Here is a 21,315-nt window from a genome sequence, read left to right as displayed (position 1 = left end):
CGCAAGGCGGCGGCGTTCAGTTCAATCGGCCGTGGCAGTTTTTGTATTTCTTGCCGGAGCCGCAAGGGCAAGGATCATTGCGACCAGCGCGAGGTACCGCACTTGCCGGCATGGCCTGTGAGCGGCGCTGCGACTCCTCGTCCTGTGTCGTCTCCACTTCGCCGGTTTCGGTCGGCGCGGTATAGGTGACGTTGGCGATTTTCTCAGCGCGGCTCTCCATTTCCTCGGCCGCCTGCTCGAGCTGCTCACCCGACTGGATCTTCACCGTCATCAGCACCTTGGTGACTTCGTTCTTCACGCTGTCCAGCAACTGACCGAAGAGTTCAAAAGCTTCGCGCTTGTATTCCTGCTTGGGCTGCTTTTGTGCGTAGCCGCGCAGGTGGATGCCCTGGCGCAGGTAGTCGAGGGCGCTCAGGTGTTCGCGCCAATGGCTGTCGATGCTTTGCAGCAGTACAACGCGTTCGAACTGCGTGAAGTTTTCTTCGCCGATCTTTTCAACCTTGTCATTGAATGCGGCGTTGGCCGCAGCAATGACTTTTTCCACCACATCGTCATCGGTGATGGCCGTAGCTGTCTCCAGCTCCTGGCGAAGGGACAACTCAATCTGCCACTCATCACGCAGCACGTTTTCCAGGCCCGCCAGGTCCCACTGCTCTTCAACGCTTTCAACGGGTATGTACTGCCGTGCCAGGTCGGTGAAGCAGCCTTCGCGCAGCGAAGCGATCTGGGCCTGCAGGTTGGCCGCATCCATGATGTCGTTGCGCTGCTGGTAGATCACCTTGCGCTGGTCATTGGCGACATCATCGTATTCCAGCAGCTGCTTGCGGATGTCGAAGTTGCGGGCTTCGACCTTGCGCTGGGCGGATTCGATGCTGCGGGTCACTATGCCCGCCTCAATGGCCTCGCCGTCAGGCATCTTGAGCCGCTCCATGATGGCCTTGACGCGGTCGCCCGCGAAGATGCGCATCAACGGGTCGTCCAGACTCAAATAAAAGCGCGACGAACCAGGGTCACCCTGGCGGCCCGAACGGCCACGCAGCTGGTTGTCAATACGGCGTGATTCGTGGCGCTCCGTCGCGATGATGCGCAAGCCGCCCAGTGCCGTGACTTGTTCGTGCTCTTCTTTCCATACCGCGCGCAGGCGGGCAATTTCCGTTTCTTTCGCAGCCAGGTCGAGCGACTCATCGGCTTCAACGGCCTCAATCAACTTCTCTACATTTCCACCCAAAACGATGTCGGTGCCACGGCCCGCCATGTTCGTGGCGATGGTGATCATCTTGGGACGTCCGGCCTGCGCCACGATGTCCGCCTCGCGGGCATGCTGCTTGGCGTTGAGCACCTGGTGCGGCAGGTTTTCCTTGTTCAGCAGCTGGTCGATGATCTCGGAATTCTCGATCGATGTGGTGCCGACCAATACCGGCTGGCCGCGCTCATAGCATTCGCGGATGTCCTTGATCGCAGCTTCGTATTTTTCGCGCGTGGTTTTGTAGACGCGATCCAGTTGGTCGTCACGCCGGCTCACGCGGTTGGGCGGAATGACCGTGGTTTCGAGGCCGTAGATCTCCTGGAATTCGTAGGCCTCGGTGTCTGCGGTACCGGTCATGCCGGCCAGCTTGCCGTAGAGGCGGAAATAGTTCTGGAAGGTGATGGATGCCAAGGTCTGGTTTTCAGCCTGGATCTGCACGCCTTCCTTGGCCTCAACGGCCTGGTGCAGGCCGTCGCTCCAGCGGCGGCCCGACATCAGGCGGCCGGTGAACTCGTCAACGATCACGACTTCGCCGTCCTGCACCACATAGTGCTGGTCACGGTGATAGAGCAGGTTGGCGCGCAACGCTGCGTACAGGTGGTGCATCAGCGAAATATTCGCCGGGTCGTACAGCGTGGCGCCTTCGGGGATCAGGCCCAGGTTGAACAACAGGCGCTCTGCATTTTCGTGGCCCTGCTCAGTCAGGAAGACCTGGTGGGTTTTCTCGTCGATGGTGTAGTCGCCGGGCTTGGTCACGCCTTCGCCGGTGCGCGGGTCGGCTTCACCCTCCTGGCGGGTCAGCATGGGCACGACCTTGTTCATCGCCAGGTACATCTCGGTGTGGTCTTCGGCCTGGCCGCTGATGATGAGCGGCGTGCGGGCTTCGTCGATCAGGATCGAATCGACCTCGTCAACGATGGCGTAGTTCAGGCCGCGCTGTACGCGGTCTGCCACTTCGTAGACCATGTTGTCGCGCAGGTAGTCGAAGCCGTACTCGTTGTTGGTGCCGTAAGTGATGTCGGAACCGTAGGCTGCCTGCTTTTCCTCGCGCGACATGTTGGGCAGGTTGATGCCGACCGTCAGGCCCAGGAAGTTGTAGAGCTTGCCCATCCAGCGTGCGTCGCGGCTGGCCAGGTAGTCATTGACCGTCACCACATGCACGCCCTTGCCGGTCAGCGCGTTGAGGTAGACCGGCAACGTAGCGGTCAGGGTCTTGCCCTCGCCGGTGCGCATTTCTGAAATCTTGCCGTTGTGCAGCGACATGCCGCCCAGCATCTGCACATCAAAGTGGCGCATCTTCATGACACGCTTGCTGCCCTCGCGAACTACGGCAAAGGCTTCAGGAAGGATGGCATCGAGTTCCTCGCCCGCAGCCACACGGTCCTTGAATTCCTGTGTCTTGGCACGGAGCTGGTCGTCATCGAGCTTCTCGTACTGGGTTTCCAGCGCATTGATGCGATCAACGGTTTTGCGGTAGGTTTTAAGCAGCCTGTCATTGCGGCTGCCGAAAATTTTGGTCAGGATGTTGGAGGCCATAAATGCGAGGCCGCCCTGGCCGCTCCCATGAGCTGGCAATGCGGCCGAAATCCCTTTTTGTGTACGGAACCTAGGTGTGGGCGCCAACAGTTACTTCAACTGGGCCCAAACCTCTGATTTTAACTCTGCCAGGGAGTTGCACGGCTATTCGGGATAAAACCGCAGCCAGAGTGAGAAGCCGTGCATGCTGCACGGCGGGCACAGCCTCACCTAATGAGGGCGGGGCTGTTGCGGAAGCTGCATAGTTGCGGGAGCCGGAATCGGAGGCCGCACGGCGGTGGATGCCACCAGCGGTCCAGGCAGTTTCTGCCCCGCGGTGAGGAATTTTTGCGGATCCTGGAAAACACCCTGGACCAGAACCTCAAAATGGAGATGCGGACCAGTGGAACGACCGGTGGTGCCGACTTCTGCGATCTTCTGGCCGCGCTTGACCAGATCGCCTTTTTTGACCAACACACGTGACGCGTGGGCATAACGCGTGACAAGTTCATTGCCGTGGTCAACTTCGACCATATTGCCATAGGCCGGGTGGTATTCCTGTGTGACGACCACACCGCCGGCTGCCGCGAGGATGGTCGTGCCCGGCTCAGACGGGAAATCGAGGCCCGTGTGCAACGCGGAACGGCCGTTCATCGGATCAATGCGCCAGCCAAAAGGCGAGCCCAAATTGCCACCGGCCACCGGCTCCTGGGTAGGAACCATCATCTTTTTGATCTTCTGGTCAAACAGGCGCGACTCCATCACAGTCATCAGGTCCACCCGCTGGTCCGTCAGCTTGTCCAGGTCCGCCAGCGTGGACTGCAACTCTTCCATGGTCAACGAAGGACCGGCCACCAAGACACCGCCGCGACCTGGCGCCACCTTGATGTCGTTGGGGCTGACGCCCGCCAGGCCAGAGACCCGCTCGCCGAGTGCCTCCAGTTGCATCATCTTGGCCTGCATTTCACCGACCCGTTTGGCCATGACGTCAAGGTTTTCACGCATGAAGCGGTCGCGCTGGTCGAATTCATCCTTGACCATGAGTTTGACCAGCGAGCCAATGACCGGCCAGCCTTCACGGGCGCCCTTGAGAAACACCCAGTGGTAAAGACCAGCGGCTACAAGCATGAGGGCCAATGCGGCGACAAAGCCCGCGAGAACCAGTTTTGTACCGCTTAAATAGATGGCCCGGCTTTTCGCCAGCCACGCATCCGTGATAATCAAATGCACTTGTCTACCTCGTATAAAGCTTGCGCTCTCATGGCCGAGCACCGCACATCATGACCTCAAACCGGCGCCTTCCCCAAGCGCTCTCCGTGTACCAGGCCGCTGGAAACTCCCCTTCCCTGGCACGGCTGACGGAACTCGTCCAGGAATCCAGCGACAGGCTTAAAGCCATTGAGTCGCTTCTCCCTGCGGCTTTGCGCCCTGCCGTACAGGCCGGACCGATTGATGGTGAGACCTGGTGCCTGCTGGTCAGCGGCAATGCGGCCGCAGCAAAAATCCGACAACTATTGCCTCTCATCCAAGCCCGCCTTATAGGCAAGGGTTGGAAGGTTACCTCAATTCGACTCAAAATACTAATAAACAAAAGGTAGTACCAACACCGTCCAGCTGTATCACAAGGGCGGACGGGGCAACGAAACTGCCTGACCATCGCTACAAAATTCGTAGCGCATGATACCCATATGGCATGGGGAAGGCAAGAATCGGGAATAAATGGTGCCGCTTGTCGGAATCGAACTGACGACCTACCGCTTACAAGGCGGTTGCTCTACCAACTGAGCTAAAGCGGCACAAAAGCTATTTTACTTGACCCGTTTCAGCGAGGGCCGTGCGCGTGGCGGTTTGGGAGGATCTGTAGGATCCAAACCATCATCGCCAGCATCGGATGTGCTTTCGGGCACCAATTGCATGATCTTGCCGTCGGAGCCATCCGTCGTGCCATGGGGGTGCGCAGGCGTCGCCACCGGCGGTACCGCATCACCTGCGGTAGCGGGGCCGGCATCACGTCCCGGCTCTGCGCCGGAAGCATCGGTGGCTGAATGTGTGCCCATGGGAAAGGCCATGCCCTGCCCGTTTTCACGGGCGTAGATGGCAATCACATGACTGATGGGCACCATGATTTCCCGGGCGCTGCCAGCAAAACGCGCCTTGAACTCGATGAAATCGTTGCCCAGCTTGAGCGACGAGGTTGCGTCAAAACTGATGTTGAGCACGATCTCGTTGTTCTTGACGTACTCGCGCGGCACCTGGACGGTGTCGTCCACCGACACGGCCACATAAGGCGTGAAACCGTTGTCGGTGCACCAGTCGTACAAGGCCCGTATCAGGTACGGACGCGTTGACGTGGAGTCCAGGGCGTTCATGAATTCAGCCAAGTTAAACCCAAACCATCACGTGGACACCCTCTTGACCGGCCGTGAGAGATCTCTCTTCGCCAGTCAGGAGGGCCGCGGAACCGGCTTCACCGGGCCGCAAGCGCAGCGCCCCTCCTCTTCGTGCAAGGGGCAGCGCACAGCCGAAGGCACACGCAGTGGCAAGCGTGGGGGTCATTATTTCCGCATGACCTTTTCGGAAGGCGTCAGTGCTTCAATATAGGCCGGACGCGAAAAAATGCGTTCCGCGTACTTGAGCAGCGGTGCGGCATTTTTCGACAGGTCAATGTCGTAGTAATCGAGGCGCCACAACAGCGGAGCAATCGCCACGTCCAGCATGGAGAAGTTGTCGCCCAGCATGAACTTGTTTTTCAGGAAGATGGGCGCCAGCTGCGTCAGACGGTCGCGGATGTGCGAGCGGGCTTTTTCAAGCGCCTTGTCGTTGCCCTTGGAAGCGCGCGACTCGAGCGTGCTCACATGCACGAACAGCTCTTTCTCGAAGTTCAGCAAAAAGAGGCGAACGCGCGCGCGGTCGACAGGATCGCCGGGCATGAGCTGCGGGTGCGGGAAGCGCTCGTCGATGTACTCGTTGATAATGTTCGATTCGTACAGGATCAAATCCCGTTCGACCAGAATGGGCACCTGGCCGTAGGGATTCATCACGTTGATGTCTTCGGGCTTGTTGTACAGGTCAACGTCGCGGATTTCGAAGTCCATGCCTTTTTCAAACAGCACAAAACGGCAGCGATGGGAGAAGGGGCAGGTCGTGCCTGAATAAAGGACCATCATGGTGCGGAACTCCTAAATGCAAAGGAGTGGATACATTGAAAGCATCCACTCCAGAAGATGCCGGGGACTAAACCCCGGCGAAAAAAATTACTTGACGTCTTTCCAGAAGGCCGCATTCAGGCGCCAGGTAACAAAGGTCAAGCAAAGAAGGAAAAGCAACACCCAGACGCCAACGCGGATGCGGGTGTTCTGGGCCGGCTCGGCCATCCACTGCAGGTAACCTACAAGATCGCCCATGGCCTGGTCGTATTGCAACGGCGTCATCGAGCCGGGCGTAACCTGCTTCCAGCCCTTGAAGGTGGACACTTTATGGCCGTGCTCTTCTTTCTCATCAAACACGGGGGTACGCACACCCTGCAGTTCCCACAGCACATGCGGCATGGCCACGCTGGGGAAAGCCAGGTTGTTCCAGCCCGTTGCCTTGGTTTCGTCGGGGTAGTAAGTACGCAGGTAGGTGTAAAGGTAGTCAGCACCGGTGCCGCCGGCGCCGGCGCGTGACCGCGCAATCACGGTCAGATCGGGGGGGTTACCGCCGAACCAGTCCTTGGCCTGCTTCGGGTCAATCGCGGCTTTCATGGTGTCGCCCACTTTTTCGGTGGTGAACAGCAGGTTGTCCTTGATTTCCTGGTCGGTCAGGCCGATATCTTTCAGGCGGTTAAAGCGCATGAAAGCTGCCGAATGGCAGTTCAAGCAGTAATTGACAAACAGTTTGGCGCCGTTTTGCAGCGCGCCGAGATCATTGGTCCGGTCAGGCGCCTTGTCCCAGGCAATACCACCTTCGGAAGCATGTGCGCTGGCAACCAGGCCGAAGGCCGCGATCAGGGAAAAAATCAGTTTTTTCATTGTTGTTATCTCCTGCTTAGTGACCGTGGAAAACAATACGGTCAGGCGGCGTTTTGGGCGTACCCAGACGGCTCCACCACGGCATCAAAAGGAAGAAACCAAAATAGAACAGGGTGCCGAGCTGGGAAATACGCTCGCCGATGGCCGATGGCGGCTGAACGCCCAGGTAGCCCAGCACCAGGAAATTGACGACGAAGATGCCGTACATGTATTTGTGCCAGTCAGGGCGATAACGGATGGACTTGACCGGGCTGTGATCCAGCCAGGGCAGGAAGAAAAGGATGACAACCGCGCCACCCATCACCACCACACCCCAGAACTTGGCGTCAATGCCCTTGACCATCATGCCCCAGAGTTCGCCGAAGAAAGGCACGCTCGCCAGCGGTGCGGCAAGTGCATCAAGTCCCTTGGCAATGCCGGCGCCGGCGGAAGGAATCACCAGACCGATCCAGTTGGCAATCGAGGGCAGCAGGCCCAGCAGCAGGGCAGCACCGATGGCGATGACCAGCACTGCAGGCTTGAAGATGCCGGAGAGTTTGCGGCCGGCAAGCACTGCAGCGACGATGGCAATGATGCCCAGTGCGCCGGCCATTTCACCGGTGATGGCGCGCAGCATCGAGTAGTAAGGCGTGAAGTACCAGACCGGGGCGATGTGCGCCGGGGTCTTCAGCGGGTCGGCTGGGATGAAGTTGTTGTACTCCAGGAAGTAGCCGCCGAATTCAGGCGCGAAGAAGATGATGGCCGTGAAGATCATCAGGAAGACGCTCACGCCAAAAATGTCGTGCACCGTGTAGTACGGGTGGAAAGGGATGCCGTCCAGCGGGTGACCGGCAGCATCTTTCGGTGCGTTCGGGCCCTTGATCTCGACCCCGTCGGGATTGTTGGAGCCCACTTCATGCAGCGCAATGATGTGCGCGGCCACCAGGCCCAGCAGCACCAGCGGCACAGCGATCACGTGGAAAGCAAAGAAGCGGTTCAGTGTGGCGTCACCCACCACGTAGTCGCCGCGGATCAGCAGCGCCAGATCAGGGCCGATGAAAGGAATCGCGGCAAACAGGTTGACGATCACCTGGGCGCCCCAGTAGCTCATCTGGCCCCAGGGCAGCAGGTAGCCCATGAAGGCCTCTGCCATCAGGCACAGGAAAATCGCGCAGCCGAAAATCCAGACCAGCTCACGCGGCTTGCGGTAGCTGCCGTAGAGCAGGCCGCGGAACATGTGCAGGTAAACCACCACAAAGAAGGCGGAAGCACCCGTGGAATGCATGTAGCGGATCAGCCAGCCCCAGGGCACGTCGCGCATGATGTATTCGACGGAGCCGAATGCCAGCGCAGCATCGGGCTTGTAGTTCATCGTGAGGAAAATACCGGTCACGATCTGGATGACCAGAACCAGCATCGCCAGCGAGCCGAAGATGTACCAGAAGTTGAAGTTCTTCGGTGCGTAATACTCGCTCATGTGCTCTTTGTAGAGCTTGCTGGCGGGAAACCGGTTGTCAACCCAGTTCATCGCCTTGATGGCGAGCGGGGCATCGGGGGAAATTTCTTTGAATTCAGCCATAACTGATCCTGGTTCGGTGGGGTTCTTTGGCAAGCGCCTGGATACGTGCGGGAATCTGTCGGCTTCGTATGCGGCGCTGGCTACAGGTCTTGTAAAGAGGCTTGGTTAACGTGGGTTAAGGCAAGCGCTCAGGCCTTCTTGTCTTCACCAATCAACAGACGGGTGTCCGAGAGGTACATGTGCGGCGGTACTTCCAGGTTGTCCGGCGCGGGCTTGTTCTTGTACACGCGGCCAGCCATGTCGAAGGTCGAGCCATGGCAAGGGCACAGAAAGCCACCGGCCCAGTCGTTGGGCAGCGAAGGCTGTGCGCCAGGCTGGAACTTGTCGGAAGGCGAGCAGCCCAGGTGCGAACAAATACCCACCACCACCAGCGTTTCCGGCTTGATGGAGCGGTTTTCGTTGCGGGCGTATTCAGGGGTCAGTTCATCGGGCTTGCGCTCCGATTTGGGGTCGGCCAGGAGAGGGTCGATCTTGGGCAGCTCGGCAAGCTGCTCAGGCGTGCGCTTGATGATCCAGACGGGCTTGCCGCGCCATTCCACCGTGATTTTTTCGCCGGGTTTCACGCCGGAGATATCCACCTCGACGGCCGCGCCGGCAGCCTTGGCTTTTTCGGAGGGCTGGAAAGTGCTGACAAAGGGGATTGCGGTAGCTGCAACGCCTGCGCCGCCTACAGCGCAGGTGGCCACGAGCCAGTTTCTTTTATCTTTATCGACAGGGGCACCGTGGGGCACACCGTTCGCGCTTGCTTCGCTTGCTTGGGTCATGAGAGTCCTTCAAGAACTGGCTTGAAATAGGCTTGATGGGAGGCTTAGTGGGGTCAACCCGCAATTGTAGCGGAGCGCGATGTCGTTTTTCAAGGCAGGAAGCCTGACGCGGACAGCCGCAGCCCGCACAGCGGTGCATGCGGTGCCTGTTTTTCAGGCAATCAGCCGCTGCGCATACTTTGTTGCAAGCCGGGCCTGCGCGCCGGCTTGGAAAGCGCGGCCAGCCTTCATAATCATTTTCCAGAAAGCACCGGCACGGCCGGTAGCCGCCGCCAACAAAAGGAAAGAGGAGCAATCCATGGGAATGATGCAGGAATTCAAGGAATTTGCCGTCAAGGGCAACGTGATCGATCTCGCTGTGGGCGTGATCATTGGGGCGGCTTTTGGCAAGATCGTTGACGCCGTGGTGAGTGACCTGATCATGCCGGTGGTGGGCCTCGTCTTCGGCAAGCTGGACTTCTCCAGCATGTACGTACTCCTGGGCAATGTGCCCCCGGGTACCGACATGTCGCTCGACGCCCTCAAGAAAGCCGGTGTTCCGGTGTTTGCCTACGGTCACTTCCTGACGGTCACGGTCAACTTCATCATCCTGGCCTTCATCATTTTCCTGATGGTCAAGCAGATCAACCGACTCAAGCGCCATCACGAGGCCACTCCAGCGGCACCCGCCGCCACACCCGAAGACATCGTGCTGTTGCGTGAGATCCGTGACAGCCTGAAGAAATAGACTCCCCCCTGTTGCCCGCTCACTTCGTGTAGCGGGCCTCTCCCCTACAGGGGACGGCGCCTTGCGGCTGGCAAAGCCAGACCGCGGCCCCCGCTTGCGAAGGGACGGTGCTTGCTATTGATTTAATAGCTGCTAGCGCCGACTGCTATTGGGCTAGAGCCAGATTTCGCTTGATTTTTAGCCAGCAACAAGCTGGCGCGCCATGCGAATGGCTGCTAACAGGCTGGACGCATCCGCGATCCTTTTTCCGGCGATGTCAAACGCCGTGCCGTGGTCCGGGCTGGTGCGCACCAGCGGCAGGCCCAGCGTGACATTGACGCCCTGCTCCACACCCAGGTATTTGACCGGGATCAGCCCCTGGTCGTGGTACATCGCCACCACCACATCAAACTCACCGGGCTTGCCGGCTGCATGGCGTGCCCGCATGAACACCGTGTCGGGTGCGAAGGGACCGCTCACATCCAGGCCCTCCGCGCAAGCGGCGGCGATGGCCGGCGCGATGATGGCCTGCTCTTCGCTACCGAACAGCCCGCCTTCACCGGCGTGCGGATTGAGCCCGGCCACAGCGATGCGCGGCGCCCGGCCCAGACTGGCCGCCACCGCGCGGTGCGTGATGCGCAAGGTCTGCAGCACGTTGTCAAAGGTCACGGCTTCAATAGCGCGCCGCAATGACATGTGAATGCTCACCAACACCGTCTTGAGTTCGTCGTTGGCCAGCATCATGCGCACCGGCACGTCGCCTGCAGCTTTGCCCAGAAAAGCAGCCGCCTCAGCCTGGAGCATTTCGGTGTGGCCCGGAAAAGCCGCCGCCCAGCCACCGGCAGCCGCCAGCGCCTCTTTGTGGATGGGTGCGGTCACCATGGCGCAAGCCTCACCGGCCAGCACGCTACGGGCCGCCCAAACGATGCAATCGGCTGCGGCCTGGCCCGCCTGGGCATTGATCTTGCCGTAGGGTACGGCCGCCAACTCGCATTTTTGCAACACCCCGATGCAATGGGGCGGCACCTCCGCCGCCGCAGCCAGTGCGTCCAGCCGGGCCACCGGCAGCGCCAGCGGGGAGGCTGTCAGCGCAGCCGCGCGGCGCATCGTGGCGACATCGCCCACCACGAGGCAACCTGCCATGTCAGAGGGAGCATCGCGAAAAGCCCTGGCGATGATCTCGGGGCCGATGCCGGCGGCATCCCCCATGGTGACAAGCAGGGGCTTGTTCACAAGCCGGATCCTGCAGCGACAAATTGGGTCCGCCGTGTGCATTTGCTTACAGTACGGCCCATAATCGCAAAAAAACGGGTCAACCCGCTGACGGCATGGTCCGGCGGCAGATAAATGGATTCAGGGAGTTCGGTCAGATGCATGCTGGGAGTATTTTGGCCCAAACCACACCGCTGCGGCAGGTAGCCGGCGCGCAGGACACCAGCCTGCCGTGAGTCCCGCCCTGCCCGCCCTGATGTCCAGCATCGAGATGATGCTGTGGAGTGCCGTAGCCGGCGCACTGGGCCTGGTGCTTCTGCTGGCACTGGCCGACGCCTTTTACAGCCGCACCCGCGCTGCTTGGCAAACCCTGGCTTACCTGGCGCTTTGCTGGCTCGTTGTGATGCTGCTGTGCGGCCTGCCTGTCGAACTCTGGCCGGAGGGCAAAGAGCCGCTGGGCATTGCGCAACTCCTGGTGGGACCAGTTTGTGCTGCGATGGGCAGCTACGGCGCCAGCAAGTGGCTCTCGGCCCACCAGCGAGACCACCTGATGAAGGTCAGCCTGCTGGCCATGACGCTGGTATGCGTTATCGGCGGGCCGCTGTGCCTGTTGCTGGCGCCGCAATGGGCCCTGCCCGCCTCAGCCGCGCTGGCTATTGCCAATCTTTCCGTGGTGCTGTGGCTGTCGGTGCGCGCCACGCAGCTTGGTGACCGGCTGGCCTGGGGCCTGGCGCTAGGCTGCCTGCTCACCCTGCCCGCGCAGATCGGCCTGTATGGCCTGGCGCTGAGCCCCACCCGGTTTTCGCTGCCGCTGCAGGCAGGCGTGGCAATGATCGCCTTGCTCAGCGTGGTCACCACTGCCGCCATGTTGTGGCTGCGCAACCGGCAAATCCGGCAACTGAAGCGGGGCGAAGCGTCGGGGCGCGACCCGATCACCCAGCTCTATGACGGCGTGACGATGGTGCAGAAAATCATCCGGGCGCAGCGCCGGCGCAGGCGCACGCGGCGCGACGGCGCGCTGATGGCCGTGCTGCTGTTCGAGCCCGAAAACCTGCTGCCCCAGATCGGCCAGGCAGGCCTGAACGAAATCTACATCCAGATGGCGCGCCGCATTCAGCGCCACACCGGCGCCGTCAATCCGGCTGGCCGCTACTACGACCGCTGCTTTGTGGTGCTGCTGGAAACCATGCATTCGCCGCGCTGGATACGCACGCTGGGCCTGCGCGTGGCCTCCAGCCTGCGCCGGCCGATGGACGTGGCGGCCCTGGGCGGAGGGCGCGTGCGGATCAAGCCGGACATCGCTGTCGGCATCGTGCATCTGTCGGTCATTGGCAAGGACGTTGCCCAGTTGCTGCATGAAGCGCAGTCTGTGGCGCAGGCCGCCCGCGCCATGCGCTCCCGCGCCGCGCTGCTGGATCCGGAAACCCGCACCGCCGTGCCGGTAGAGCATGCCGAGCTGGGCTCCAGCTGGCATGCGCTGCGAAACGCCACGCCGCAAACCCCGCTGCGGGCCGAACCCGGCAACCCCAACCCGGGCCGAACCGGGCGGCAGCGCCACAAGCCCGCCTGATCCCCGCAGAAAAACGTTTCAAGCCGGGTTGTCGATATCGATGAACTGGTGGACCAAACCCAGCTGTGCGGCAACATGCGCGGCCACGGCCGGTGCGCCATAGCGCTCGGACGCATGGTGCCCGCAGGCAATGAAGGCCACGCCCATTTCGCGTGCGTAATGCGCCTGGGGCTCGGAAATCTCGCCGGTGATGAAAGCGTCGGCGCCAGCGGCAATCGCTGCCTCAAAATATCCCTGTGCACCACCCGTGCACCACGCTATGTTTTTGATAGCTTTCTGCGCGGATCCTACTTGGGTTACAGGCCGATTCAGTACTTTTTCGACGTGCGCCGCCAACGCAGCCGCATCGGCAAACAGCTCGCCACCAGCGCGCCCACCGATAAAGCCCAGGTCTTGCTCGCCGAAGCGCCCTGTTGCGGCAAGGCCCAGCTGCAACCCCAGCTGCGCGTTATTGCCAAGCGCCGGGTGCGCATCCAGCGGCAGGTGGTAGGCGTAAAGATTGATGTCATGCGCCAGCAGCCGCGCCAGCCGCTGCTTCATCCAGCCGGTGACACGGCCGTCCTGCCCGCGCCAAAAAAGGCCGTGGTGCACAAAAATGGCGTCGGCCTGCGCCGCCACGGCCGCTTCAATCAACGCCAGGCTGGCCGTGACGCCGGAAACGATCTTTTCCACCGTGGCCCTCCCCTCGACCTGCAAGCCGTTGGGGCCGTAGTCCTTGAAATGCACGGGCTGCAAAAGTGTGTCGAACGCCTGCAGCAAGTCCTGTCGTGTGGTGCTCATGGCCCTATTGTCTCAGGGCGCTGTTTCGGAGCACTGTCTGGGGCGCTCAGTTTTTCTCGATGCCCAGCAAGGCATCCTTGAGCATGAAGTCAGCCGGCGCAGAACCCAGCCAGATACCCAGCACCATGCGAAAGAACTCCGCGTCACCGACCGCCGCGCCCTGCGGCTGCTCGGCGATGAAAAAGCTGGTTCCCTTTCCCGGCACGAATTCCATCGCGAACGAGTCGCCGGGCATCAACTTGCTGCGGCCTGAGAAGATGTCGATGAGCCGGTTGCTTGACACCGAATGGCGGCTGACGGCATCGCGGCTTGAGTTCTCGGCCATGCCGCGCAGGAAGAGCCGGCCCAGGTCGGTGCCGGAAACTTCGCGCAGCGCCACGAAAGCCAGACGTACGGGCGTGCCCAGCTTCATCGCCTCGTCGGCCGACGTGACCTTGCGCGTCGTGTACATGGCCATGTCATAGACCTTAAAAATGGCCTTGAAACGGGTGCCGGCGCCGTTGAGCTGCAGCGCGGTGCCCTGCACCACCAGGCTGGCCGGGAATTTGGTTGAGGTGGGTGCGGCCAGAACCGGCAAAGCCAGGCCTGTGGAACCCGCCGTCAATACCGCCGCGCCGCGCGCGAGCCACGCCCGCCTTGAAAACTGATGCATGTTGTTGTCTCCTTGTTATGGTTGTTGAGCGTGGGGCGGCTGTTTCAGGCCTGCCTGTCACAAACGGCTTTCCGGCCGTCCAAAACATGGTACCGGAGCAAGCCGGCGTGCTTCCTTACAGCAGCCGGGGACCCGAAGCGATAAACTCCATCACCTGGCGCCGCGCCCCTTCCGGCCCTGCGCCGCCCCGGCTCCTGCCTCTTCGTTTTTTCCGTCTCTTCGTACCGGCTCGCCGACACCCATCGCTTCATGAAACGTACCTGGCTTCTTTTTTCCCAAACAGTCACCGTCCTGCTGGCGGCGTACTTCGTGGTGGCCACGCTCAAGCCGCAGTGGCTGGACCGCGAGATCCCGGGCGTTTCCGTGATCGAAGCACCGGCCGGCGGTGCACCGCGCAGCGCCGGCGCGGGCGCAGGCTTTGCCGCAGCCGCCAAAGTGGCCTCCGCAGCGGTCGTCAGCATCAACACCAGCAAGGCCGCCGCCAGAAACCCGCACGCCGAAGACCCCTGGTTCAGGTTTTTCTTCGGCGACCAGGGGCCCAATGAGCCGCAGGGCGGCCTGGGCAGCGGCGTGATCATCAGCACCAGCGGCTACATCCTGACCAACAACCATGTGGTCGAGGGCGCCGACGAGATCGAAGTCATTCTCAATGACACGCGCAAGGCCAAGGCGCAGGTGATCGGCACCGACCCGGACACCGATCTGGCGATCCTCAAGATCGACCTGGACAAACTGCCCGTCATCGTGCTGGGGAACTCCGACGCGCTGCAGGTGGGTGATCCGGTGATGGCCATCGGCAACCCTTTTGGGGTGGGACAGACCGTGACCGGCGGCATCGTGAGCGCGCTGGGGCGCAACCAGCTGGGCATCAACACCTTTGAAAATTTCATCCAGACCGATGCGGCCATCAACCCCGGCAACTCAGGTGGCGCACTGGTCGACATGAACGGGCACCTGATGGGCATCAACACCGCGATCTATTCGCGCTCGGGCGGCTCCATGGGCATCGGCTTTGCCATCCCCGTATCAACGGCGAAACAGGTGCTTGAAGGCATCGTGAAAGACGGCCAGGTCACACGCGGCTGGATCGGCGTGGAGCCGCAGGATTTGAACCCCGAACTGGCCGAAACCTTTGGCCTGCCTAAGGCGGCAGCCAAAGACGGCGGTGTCATCATCACCGGGGTATTGCAAAACGGCCCGGCCGCGCAGGCAGGCCTCCGGCCCGGCGACGTGATCACGGCGGTCAACGGCAAGGTCGTGCGTAATGTCAGCCAGTTGCTGACGGCTGTGGCGGCGCTCAAGCCCGGGACGCCCGCACCGCTGACGGTGTTGCGCAAGGACAAACAAAGCGAGATTGAAGTCACACCGGGCAAGCGCCAACGGCCCAAGGTGCAGCAGCGCTAAAGACGTTCCCGCCGCAACGGGCGCGAAGGTTTGCTATCAATTTAATAGCTTCTTGCACCCGTATTTATTAGGCTAAAGCCCTATTTGCCAAGAAAATAGAGAGTCAAGGCAGCCTTGGCCCAGCCAGGGCGCGCAGCTTCAGGACTTGGCGGTTTCGGCCTCGCCGTCGCCTTCGGATTTTTTGGTGTGTTTGACGAACAGCTGCGCGGCAACGATACCGACCTCATACAGCCCCCCGACAACGGCCAGCAGCATGAGCATCGAGCCCGCGTCCGGCGGCGTCACCAGCGCGGTACCGACGGCTGCAGCCACCCAGAAGTAACCGCGGTATTCGCGCAGCTGGGCAACAGTAAGCACACCCATGCGCACCAGCAGAATCACGGCAATCGGCACCTCAAAGGCCAGCCCGAAGGCCAGGAACATGCCGAGCACGAAGTTGAGGTACTCCTCAATGTCAGGCGCAGCGGTGATCGACTTGGGCGCAAAACTCTGGATGAAGTGAAACACCTGGCCGAACACGACGAAATAGCAAAAAGCCACGCCGACAAAGAACAGCAGCGTGCTCGACACCACCAGCGGCATCACGAGCTTTTTCTCGTGCGAATAAAGGCCGGGCGCCACAAAGGCCCACACCTGGTAGAGCACCACCGGCAGCGCGATCATGAACGCCGCCATGAACAGGATCTTGATCGGCACCACGAACGGTGAAATCACGTTGGTGGCAATCAGCGTCGCGCCCTTGGGCAACGCGGCCACCAGCGGCGCGGCCAGGATGTCGTAGAGCGCGCCCGGGCCCGGGAATATCGCTAGCACCGCCGCAGCGATACCGATGGCGATCACCGCCTTGATCATCCGGTCGCGCAGCTCCATCAGGTGCTGCACAAAGGGCTGCTCGGTGCCCGCGAGTTCGTCGGGCTTGTCGGTGTTGGGGTCGCTCATGGGGAAAGAGGTGTGCGCTGGATGGATTGCGCCGGTATGCGCGCCTGGCAGGAAATGTCAGTGGGGGCTGCGGGGCAGTTCAAAGCGGGCGGCCCGGCTGCGGGCGGAACCGCGCCACACGGGCAGCGCCGGACTGTGCCCGGGTGCGCACGCCTGAACGGGCTTTGTACCACTGCGGCGTGGCGCCCTGCTTGAGGCGCCACTTCTTTTTAGGGTGCTTGTATTCGGGGAAGATCTCCATGCCGGGGAGGCTGGCGGAAGAACCCGAATCGCCTGTGACGTCGGCCCACGATTTCTCAAAATCACTGGCGTTGGTCTGGATGGAGTTCTCCACGTCGCGGGCCGCGCCCTCGACGGTGTCCTTCATCTTCTTGAGTTCGTCCAGCTCCATGGAACGGTTGACTTCGTTCTTGACGTCGGCCACATAGCGCTGCGCCTTGCCCAGCAAGGTGCCTACGGTGCGCGCCACGCGTGGCAGCTTCTCCGGGCCGATGACGATCAGCGCGACCGCGCCTATGAGCGCTATTTTGGAGATGCCGAGATCAATCATGAAATATCAAATCACGCGACAAGAGGGGCATGACGCCATCACACGCACGCAATTTCCCGCCGGGCCGCCCCCAGGGAAATTAGCCCCTTCGGGGGGCAGCGCAGTACGCGAAGTGACAAGCGTGGGGGCCATATCTTCAGGACTTTTGCTTGGCTTCGACGTCGATCGTCGTCTTGTCGGCGGCTTGGGCGTTGGTTGTGACGCTGGCAGGCGGCACGGGCACATCGGCGGGCGTCTGGCTGCCGTCCTTCATGCCGTCTTTAAACCCTTTGACGGCACCACCGAGGTCGCTGCCCATGTTTTTCAGCTTCTTGGTGCCGAAAACCATCACCACGATCAGTAGAACGATCAACCAGTGCCAAATGGAAAATGAACCCATGATTTGCTCCTAATCTGGAAATTGTGAGGTGTAAGTGCAGGTAAATGCAAAACTTGCGGAATTGCCGGTTTGCACGCAACTAGGCTTGATTCTAAAGGCCCGGCCTGTCAGGACGGTGATTACACACATTGCCCTACCGGGTTAGTGTAGGTTGGGTGCGTCGGGGTTCCCCGCTGACGAGGCTCCTTCTCACCCAGCCGGGGCCGCGGAACCGGCTTAGCCGGGCCGCAGGCGCAGCGCCCCCTCGGGGGGCAGCGAACCACACGCAGTGGGGAGCGGGGGGCTAACCTTTCAACCACGGACGGGGACCGCCGATCACGTGAAAGTGAAGGTGATGCACTTCCTGCCCTCCTTCCGCGCCGGTGTTGGTCACGATGCGAAAACCGCCTTCCGGGTAAGGATTGCAGCCCTGTTCCATCGCCAGCTTCGGGGCCAGCGCCATCAGGCGGCCCAGCATCGCGGCATGCCCCGGGCCGACCTGGGCCATCGAAGGGATGTGTTCCTTGGGGATGATCAGGAAATGCACCGGTGCCCAGGGGTTGATGTCGTGAAAGGCGAAAAGCTCGTCGTCCTCATACACCTTGCGGCTGGGGATGGCGCCGGCGGCGATCTTGCAGAAAATGCAGTTGTCTGAATGGCTCATGGCTTGGGTCAATCCGGAAAGGTCAAGTGGGCCTGTGGCTGTTAAAGCGCATCCAGCCCCGCACGCAACGGTACAAATACCAGAGCCAGACGATGCCGTAAGCCACAAAGCCGGGCAGCACAAACAGCAGCCAAAGCGGAGACAGCAGCACCAGCCAGACCAGTGTCCACCAGAAGGTGCGGATCATGTAGCTGTGGTGGTCGATATAGAGCGCATCGGATTCATCGGCGCGGCGGATGTAATTGATGATGACCGCAATCACCGCGAACACGCCGCCGCTGAACCAGGCCAGCGTGTGCAGGCCATACAGCACGTGCATGATGATGCGGCCGTTGGGGTTCTTGCTTTCGAATTCGGCCAGGTCGGTTTCCATCAGGTCTGGGTCCTCTTGGGATCAAGGGAGATTAAATATTGGCGTCCGGTTCAGGGTTTTCCGGATTTTTCAACCGTATCGCGGTGCTGCGCCTTGCGCAGGGCTTTTTCTTCAATGCCGCTGGTGCCTTCACGGCGCTCCAGCTCGGCAATCACGTCCGCCGGGCTGAGGCCGTAATGCGCCAGCGCGATGAGGCTGTGAAACCACAAATCAGCCACTTCACCGACCAGCTTGCCCTTGAGTTCTGCCGTGGGCCCGCCGCGGTCAATGTCCTTGGCGGCCATCACGGTTTCAGTGGCTTCTTCGCCGATTTTTTTCAGAAAGGCGTCGGGGCCTTTGTGCAACAGGCGCGCCACATAGCTGGTGTCCGGATCGCCGCCATTGGCCGCCTTGCGGCTTTCAATGATTTGCGCCAGGCGCTGGAGGGAGTCATTCGTGCTCATGTTTGCCAGAGTCTGTTGATGCTTTTTTATACATGGTGGTCGGGTCTTTCAGGACCGGCTCGGTCACTACCCACTGGCCGTCTTTATACACACTGAAAAAGCAGCTGTGGCGGCCGGTGTGGCATGCAATGCCGGGCGTGTGACCGAGCTGCGTCACCTTGAGCAGGATCACATCGTTGTCGCAGTCCAGCCGGATTTCGTGCACCGTCTGCTGGTTGCCGGACTCTTCGCCCTTGTGCCACAGGCGGCCGCGCGAGCGGCTGAAATACACCGCCTGGCCGAGCTCAGCGGTTTTTTGCAGCGCCTCGCGGTTCATCCAGGCAAACATGAGCACATCGCCGCTGGAAGCTTCTTGTGCAATGACAGGGATCAGGCCCTTGTCGTCCCAGCTGACTTCATCTAACCAGTTCATAGTGACTATTGTCCGGGATTTGGGGTGTGGTTACAGAAGCTCTTAAAACCAAGGGCATCGCGGAACCGGCTGTGCCGGGCCGCAGATGCCGCCCCAGCAGGGGGAAGGCGTAGCGCAGCGAAGCCTGCAGGGGTTGCTTTTCCTCAGGGGGAAGGCGCAGCGACACGCAGTGCGCGAAGCCTACGGGGGTTACGTCAACCTAACAGGAATGCCGCGTGAATCCATGTGTTGCTTGGCCTGCTGAACGGTGTATTCACCGTAATGAAAGATGCTGGCAGCCAGCACCGCGTCGGCGCCGCCGTTCTGTATGCCGTCGGCCAGGTGTTCCAGGTTGCCGACGCCGCCTGAGGCGATCACTGGCACGCTGATGGCGTCGCTCACCGCGCGGGTCAGCGCCAGGTCAAAGCCGGATTTGGTGCCGTCGCGGTCCATGCTGGTCAGCAAGATTTCGCCGGCGCCGCGCCGCGCCATGTCGGTGGCCCAGGCCACAGCGTCCAGACCGGTGTTTTTGCGGCCGCCGTGGCTGTAAACGTCCCAGCCTGGGCCGACGGGTTTACCTCCCGGCGTCAGGCGCTTTTCGTCTTCGGCGCTGCGGCGCTTGGCGTCGATGGCCACCACGATGCATTGCGAGCCGTACTTGGCGGAGGCGTCGGCGATCACCTGCGGGTTGGCGATGGCGGCTGAATTGAAGCTGGTCTTGTCGGCGCCGGAATTGAGCAGGCGGCGCACGTCCTCAACAGTGCGAACACCACCGCCCACAGTGAGGGGAATGAACACCTGCGAAGCCACCGCCTCGATGATGGGCAGGATCAGATCGCGCCCGTCGCTGGTGGCGGTGATGTCGAGAAAAGTGAGTTCGTCGGCGCCCTGCTCGTTGTAGCGCGCGGCGATTTCCACCGGGTCGCCCGCGTCGCGTAGCTGGGTGAAGTTAACGCCTTTGACGACGCGGCCGCCGGTCACATCGAGGCAAGGAATGATTCGTTTGGCGAGCATGGAACAACTTGTAGGAAAAGAGATCGGGAGATTCGAGAGAACGAAAAGGCGGCGTGGCTAAAAGTCTCTGTAGATGTAACCCAGCAACAGATAGATCGCGGTGGGCAGGCTCAGTACGGTGTAAACAAGCTGCCTGTAAATCGCGGTTTTTTGCCAGTAGCCGTCAATGTGTTGATGGATATACCAATAAGCAAAAATGCATGCTGCCAATACCGCAAAACCGCTCAATCCCTCGAAATACGACGCGGTGGCAAGCCCGAACCAGATCACCAAAAAAGCGCCCACCATGATGGGCAGAGCCGACAGCAGCGACGCACCCCATATGGCCCAAAACCAGCCAGGGGTGACGAGCTTCTCCAAGGGAAGAAGCCCGATTTCAGCCGTTGAGTTCGTCAGCGCGGGCCTGCGCTTTCTCAAAATCGAGGTCACCGCTGTAGATCGAACGCCCGCAGATCACGCCCTCCACGCCCTCTTCTTCAACTTCGCACAGCTTTTCGATATCAGCCATGTTCGAAAGGCCACCCGAAGCGATCACAGGAATGGTCAACGCCTGGGCGAGCTTGACGGTGGCGTCGATGTTGATGCCGGTCAGCATGCCGTCGCGGCCGATGTCGGTGTAGATGATGGATTCAACGCCGTAGTCCTGGAATTTTTTACCGAGGTCGATGACTTCGTGGCCGGTCATCTTGCTCCAGCCGTCGGTAGCTACCTTGCCATCTTTGGCGTCCAGTCCGACGATGATGTGGCCGCCGAAAGCGGTGCAGGCGTCTTGCAGGAAGCCGGGGTTTTTCACGGCTGCCGTGCCGATGATGACGTAGCGCAGGCCGGCGTCGAGGTAGCGCTCGATGGTGTCCAGGTCGCGGATGCCGCCGCCCAGCTGCACGTCGATTTCGCTGCCGACTTCGGCCAGGATCTGCTTGATCGCCGCCTCGTTCTTCGGCTTGCCCGCGAAGGCGCCGTTCAGGTCTACCAGGTGCAGGCGGCGCGCGCCTTTGTCGACCCAGCTGCGCGCCATGGCGGCCGGGTCTTCGCTGAAGATGGTGGATTGATCCATGTCGCCCTGTTTGAGGCGGACGCAGTGACCGTCTTTCAGGTCAATCGCGGGGATAAGTAGCATGTGGCGGTAAAAAAGACGATGAAAAGACGGTAAAAAAAAGAGAGCGGTG

Annotated in this window: 24 protein-coding genes and 1 tRNA gene; 4 read left to right on the top strand and 21 right to left on the bottom strand. The window is 60.9% G+C overall.

Annotation, left to right across the window (positions count from 1 at the left end; all coding sequences use genetic code 11):
• Positions 1-16 precede the first annotated feature (16 nt).
• Entirely contained in the window at positions 17-2,782 is a 2,766-nt protein-coding gene (gene secA / locus ACQ4MS_RS13810) for a preprotein translocase subunit SecA (protein ID WP_431095194.1), read from the bottom strand.
• 210 nt (positions 2,783-2,992) lie between these two features.
• A complete protein-coding gene (locus ACQ4MS_RS13805; protein WP_431095193.1) occupies positions 2,993-3,991 on the bottom strand; it encodes a M23 family metallopeptidase in 999 nt (332 codons plus the stop codon).
• 50 nt (positions 3,992-4,041) lie between these two features.
• Here ACQ4MS_RS13805 and ACQ4MS_RS13800 point away from each other — a divergent pair, with 50 nt between their 5' ends.
• Complete coding sequence (locus ACQ4MS_RS13800; RefSeq protein WP_431095192.1) at positions 4,042-4,359, top strand: hypothetical protein; 318 nt, start codon at positions 4,042-4,044, stop codon at positions 4,357-4,359.
• A gap of 122 nt (positions 4,360-4,481) precedes the next feature.
• On the opposite strand, the gene ACQ4MS_RS13795 is transcribed toward ACQ4MS_RS13800, so the two are convergent.
• The 6 genes from ACQ4MS_RS13795 to petA all read right to left on the bottom strand — a co-directional run bounded on the left by ACQ4MS_RS13795 (position 4,482) and on the right by petA (position 9,093).
• A tRNA-Thr gene (locus ACQ4MS_RS13795) sits at positions 4,482-4,557 on the bottom strand.
• A 12-nt stretch (positions 4,558-4,569) separates the two neighbouring features.
• Complete coding sequence (locus ACQ4MS_RS13790) at positions 4,570-5,130, bottom strand: ClpXP protease specificity-enhancing factor (protein ID WP_431095191.1); 561 nt, start codon at positions 5,128-5,130, stop codon at positions 4,570-4,572.
• Positions 5,131-5,316: 186 nt separating this feature from the next.
• Positions 5,317-5,928 carry a glutathione S-transferase N-terminal domain-containing protein gene (locus ACQ4MS_RS13785; RefSeq protein WP_431095190.1) on the bottom strand — a complete coding sequence of 204 codons (612 nt, stop codon included), beginning with the start codon at positions 5,926-5,928 and terminating at the stop codon, positions 5,317-5,319.
• Positions 5,929-6,015: 87 nt separating this feature from the next.
• Positions 6,016-6,771, bottom strand: coding sequence for a cytochrome c1 (locus tag ACQ4MS_RS13780; RefSeq protein ID WP_431095189.1), 756 nt, complete (start codon positions 6,769-6,771; stop codon positions 6,016-6,018).
• 16 nt (positions 6,772-6,787) lie between these two features.
• Positions 6,788-8,329: a cytochrome b gene (locus ACQ4MS_RS13775; RefSeq protein WP_431095188.1), complete on the bottom strand. Its 1,542-nt coding sequence runs from the start codon at positions 8,327-8,329 to the stop codon at positions 6,788-6,790.
• Positions 8,330-8,457: 128 nt separating this feature from the next.
• Positions 8,458-9,093, bottom strand: coding sequence for a ubiquinol-cytochrome c reductase iron-sulfur subunit (gene petA / locus ACQ4MS_RS13770; RefSeq protein WP_431095187.1), 636 nt, complete (start codon positions 9,091-9,093; stop codon positions 8,458-8,460).
• A gap of 298 nt (positions 9,094-9,391) precedes the next feature.
• Here petA and mscL point away from each other — a divergent pair, with 298 nt between their 5' ends.
• The gene (mscL, locus tag ACQ4MS_RS13765) at positions 9,392-9,820 is read left to right on the top strand and encodes a large conductance mechanosensitive channel protein MscL (protein ID WP_431095186.1); all 429 of its coding nucleotides are present in this window, start codon (positions 9,392-9,394) and stop codon (positions 9,818-9,820) included.
• A 177-nt stretch (positions 9,821-9,997) separates the two neighbouring features.
• On the opposite strand, the gene pdxA is transcribed toward mscL, so the two are convergent.
• A complete protein-coding gene (pdxA, locus tag ACQ4MS_RS13760; RefSeq protein ID WP_431095185.1) occupies positions 9,998-11,032 on the bottom strand; it encodes a 4-hydroxythreonine-4-phosphate dehydrogenase PdxA in 1,035 nt (344 codons plus the stop codon).
• A gap of 211 nt (positions 11,033-11,243) precedes the next feature.
• On the opposite strand from pdxA, the gene ACQ4MS_RS13755 reads away from it, so the two are divergent.
• The gene (locus ACQ4MS_RS13755; protein ID WP_431095184.1) at positions 11,244-12,581 is read left to right on the top strand and encodes a hypothetical protein; all 1,338 of its coding nucleotides are present in this window, start codon (positions 11,244-11,246) and stop codon (positions 12,579-12,581) included.
• An 18-nt stretch (positions 12,582-12,599) separates the two neighbouring features.
• On the opposite strand, the gene ACQ4MS_RS13750 is transcribed toward ACQ4MS_RS13755, so the two are convergent.
• On the bottom strand, positions 12,600-13,361 hold the full coding sequence (locus ACQ4MS_RS13750; protein WP_431095183.1) for a Nif3-like dinuclear metal center hexameric protein: 762 nt from the start codon (positions 13,359-13,361) through the stop codon (positions 12,600-12,602).
• Between the two features lie 46 nt (positions 13,362-13,407).
• Positions 13,408-14,013, bottom strand: a complete 606-nt coding sequence (locus ACQ4MS_RS13745; RefSeq protein ID WP_431095182.1) for a chalcone isomerase family protein — start codon at positions 14,011-14,013, stop codon at positions 13,408-13,410.
• A gap of 249 nt (positions 14,014-14,262) precedes the next feature.
• On the opposite strand from ACQ4MS_RS13745, the gene ACQ4MS_RS13740 reads away from it, so the two are divergent.
• Positions 14,263-15,417: a S1C family serine protease gene (locus ACQ4MS_RS13740; RefSeq protein WP_431095181.1), complete on the top strand. Its 1,155-nt coding sequence runs from the start codon at positions 14,263-14,265 to the stop codon at positions 15,415-15,417.
• Positions 15,418-15,555: 138 nt separating this feature from the next.
• Here the strand turns inward: ACQ4MS_RS13740 and tatC are convergent, their stop codons facing one another.
• The 10 genes from tatC to hisA all read right to left on the bottom strand — a co-directional run bounded on the left by tatC (position 15,556) and on the right by hisA (position 21,266).
• Positions 15,556-16,356: a twin-arginine translocase subunit TatC gene (gene tatC, locus ACQ4MS_RS13735; RefSeq protein WP_431095180.1), complete on the bottom strand. Its 801-nt coding sequence runs from the start codon at positions 16,354-16,356 to the stop codon at positions 15,556-15,558.
• Between the two features lie 79 nt (positions 16,357-16,435).
• Positions 16,436-16,906 (bottom strand): Sec-independent protein translocase protein TatB, encoded by a 471-nt coding sequence (tatB, locus tag ACQ4MS_RS13730; RefSeq protein WP_431095179.1) that lies wholly within the window; start codon positions 16,904-16,906, stop codon positions 16,436-16,438.
• A 136-nt stretch (positions 16,907-17,042) separates the two neighbouring features.
• Positions 17,043-17,285, bottom strand: coding sequence for a Sec-independent protein translocase subunit TatA (gene tatA, locus ACQ4MS_RS13725; RefSeq protein WP_298385500.1), 243 nt, complete (start codon positions 17,283-17,285; stop codon positions 17,043-17,045).
• 283 nt (positions 17,286-17,568) lie between these two features.
• Positions 17,569-17,928 carry a histidine triad nucleotide-binding protein gene (locus ACQ4MS_RS13720; protein ID WP_431095178.1) on the bottom strand — a complete coding sequence of 120 codons (360 nt, stop codon included), beginning with the start codon at positions 17,926-17,928 and terminating at the stop codon, positions 17,569-17,571.
• 22 nt (positions 17,929-17,950) lie between these two features.
• Complete coding sequence (locus tag ACQ4MS_RS13715; protein WP_431095177.1) at positions 17,951-18,301, bottom strand: DUF4870 family protein; 351 nt, start codon at positions 18,299-18,301, stop codon at positions 17,951-17,953.
• A 50-nt stretch (positions 18,302-18,351) separates the two neighbouring features.
• Entirely contained in the window at positions 18,352-18,744 is a 393-nt protein-coding gene (locus ACQ4MS_RS13710; protein WP_431095176.1) for a phosphoribosyl-ATP diphosphatase, read from the bottom strand.
• Positions 18,731-19,156: a phosphoribosyl-AMP cyclohydrolase gene (gene hisI, locus ACQ4MS_RS13705; RefSeq protein ID WP_431095174.1), complete on the bottom strand. Its 426-nt coding sequence runs from the start codon at positions 19,154-19,156 to the stop codon at positions 18,731-18,733. Before hisI ends, ACQ4MS_RS13710 begins: the two co-directional genes overlap by 14 nt.
• Positions 19,157-19,345: 189 nt before the next feature.
• Positions 19,346-20,149, bottom strand: coding sequence for an imidazole glycerol phosphate synthase subunit HisF (gene hisF, locus ACQ4MS_RS13700; RefSeq protein ID WP_431095173.1), 804 nt, complete (start codon positions 20,147-20,149; stop codon positions 19,346-19,348).
• 57 nt (positions 20,150-20,206) lie between these two features.
• Positions 20,207-20,578 (bottom strand): hypothetical protein, encoded by a 372-nt coding sequence (locus ACQ4MS_RS13695; RefSeq protein WP_431095172.1) that lies wholly within the window; start codon positions 20,576-20,578, stop codon positions 20,207-20,209.
• The gene (gene hisA, locus ACQ4MS_RS13690) at positions 20,526-21,266 is read right to left on the bottom strand and encodes a 1-(5-phosphoribosyl)-5-[(5-phosphoribosylamino)methylideneamino]imidazole-4-carboxamide isomerase (protein WP_332700223.1); all 741 of its coding nucleotides are present in this window, start codon (positions 21,264-21,266) and stop codon (positions 20,526-20,528) included. Before hisA ends, ACQ4MS_RS13695 begins: the two co-directional genes overlap by 53 nt.
• Positions 21,267-21,315: the final 49 nt, after the last annotated feature.

Origin of the sequence: Polaromonas aquatica (genome assembly GCF_050626995.1) — a bacterium.
GTDB classification, from domain to species: domain Bacteria; phylum Pseudomonadota; class Gammaproteobacteria; order Burkholderiales; family Burkholderiaceae_C; genus Polaromonas; species Polaromonas aquatica_A.
This window is presented reverse-complemented; position numbering and strand designations above follow the sequence as displayed.